Annotated in this window: 2 protein-coding genes and 1 pseudogene; 1 reads left to right on the top strand and 2 read right to left on the bottom strand. The window is 33.7% G+C overall.

The genetic code is table 11. The annotated features are described in order from the left end of the window. Both ACGLXV_RS19990 and ACGLXV_RS19995 read right to left on the bottom strand, forming a co-directional pair. On the bottom strand, positions 1–764 hold a 764-nt coding region (locus ACGLXV_RS19990), incomplete at its 3' end, for a permease (protein ID WP_391560056.1). A 344-nt stretch (positions 765–1,108) separates the two neighbouring features. Next, the gene (locus ACGLXV_RS19995; RefSeq protein WP_391560057.1) at positions 1,109–1,411 is read right to left on the bottom strand and encodes a hypothetical protein; all 303 of its coding nucleotides are present in this window, start codon (positions 1,409–1,411) and stop codon (positions 1,109–1,111) included. Between the two features lie 186 nt (positions 1,412–1,597). Here ACGLXV_RS19995 and ACGLXV_RS20000 point away from each other — a divergent pair. Beyond that, positions 1,598–1,750, top strand: a pseudogene (locus tag ACGLXV_RS20000) (PFL family protein); the annotation flags it as partial. Between the last annotated feature and the right edge of the window lie 28 nt (positions 1,751–1,778).

Here is a 1,778-nt window from a genome sequence, read left to right on the forward strand (position 1 = left end):
GGAAACATTCGAAAGAAAAAGGAAAAACTACGTTCAATTTTTGTCCCTTCCCCATAAATAATTAGTTCAGGTTCATAATCCAGTACATTGGCTTCCAATAATTTAATGGAAGTATGAAAGAAAGATAGATTTTCAACAATGAGTACCCTCTGAATATCTTTTATTTCTTTTCCTTGTTTCATCCAAAATACAAAAGGCTCCCCATAGCTTACCATTTTCAGCTGCTCTTCCAATACTCCAATTCTATCTAAAAAGCCCTTGCCTTCGGGGAAACTGTCACCATCTAGTAAAAATTTTTCATGACCAAACAACTCCAAGCTTCTTTCTTCGAATGAAACGATTTCCCGTTCCTGATTGCTTTGGAGAAAAGTATAAACATTCTGGATTCGATTCCATTCCTCTACCGTTTGCCATTCAGGATGACGTTCATAATAGGAAAAGTCAAACTGATCACTTAATTTCATCATCTCTAAACGATCCCACTTGGTAGACTGAATTTTTATATTCACCCAATAATATAAGGGGAGCGCTGGTGTTCTTCCATTATATTGATTATTTTGAATAGGAATCAATTGTCCTTCTGCTTGCAAAAGTTCAATGGAACGATAGAACAACGAATATCCGTCCATATCAAAATAATCATCCATCAGCTTACGCAATTGAAGCTCTAAATCGTTAATATTAATCTTCTTTTTTTGTTTAGGGTGTTGAATATCTTCAATAAAACCTCTCACCCTTGTTTCAATGATATCTATAGTATTCACCTACTTACCCTACTTCGTGTCAAACTCCTACTTCTATCCTATTTGGACATCCTTTTATTATAAACTAGTTGGTCTATTGTTTGTAAGTGAATGTTTGGATAAAAAATAGAGAACCTTTCTAGATTTCATTTTTTTACAAAATAAAAAACGCACGAGTGGAACACACTGTGCGGTTGAATATATCAAATAGCTTTCTTTAATTTATTTAACTGTAGCTTTATCAAATTGCCTAGCTACCTCGAGTATTTCTTCTTTATAGTTAAGTATATTATTCACTGAATCAATTTTAATATATGTTCTGTTAACATCGTTTAATTGGATATACTTATTTGTACTGTTAAAACTTAATCTACAAACCCATTAAAGTAACTCTTGTTATCTCTATAAAAGACTCTCGCAGGGTCTATTTCCTCTCTAAGAATCATCTTTATCAATACATAGCCTTCTATTTCCTCTTCTGTTGTATGTATGGCACCTTCAAGTGACCTAGTATCATTATTACTTAATTCAATACTCTCTTTTTCTTTCTCAACTTCATTTGTTGCATTTAACACGGTATTCTCGATATTATCAGGAGACGAGTTTAAGGCTTTTTGTAACTTATCATTTACCTTTTCATTAACAAACTGATTTAAAGACTTTTTCACTAGTTCTCTGATTGTGACTATTGTTACCTTTCACTCTATCCCTTGATATGACTGTATTTAAAGGTCACATCAACATCTGCTTTTAGTTGTTACCCTTTGTGACCATTTTTTCTTATTGTTCTAAGGCTTCACATTTTATAGCAATATAATCCATTTGAATACCTTTCCTTTTCCTTTGTTTACGGTATCCCAGTCCCAGGGAAACAAGAGGGAGAAATGGTGGAGTTTGGCGGACTGCTAGGACGAGCACCCGTTATGGGTGTGAATCCTTTTGGTTCGGAGAAAATGATTAATCGTGGTGGGAGGATTCCGGCTCTGTTACAAGCACTAATTAATTAATTTTTAAGTACAAATAATCTATTTCCGA

The sequence above is a fragment of the Robertmurraya sp. genome, from assembly GCF_036676585.1.
GTDB lineage: Bacteria > Bacillota > Bacilli > Bacillales > Cytobacillaceae > Robertmurraya_A.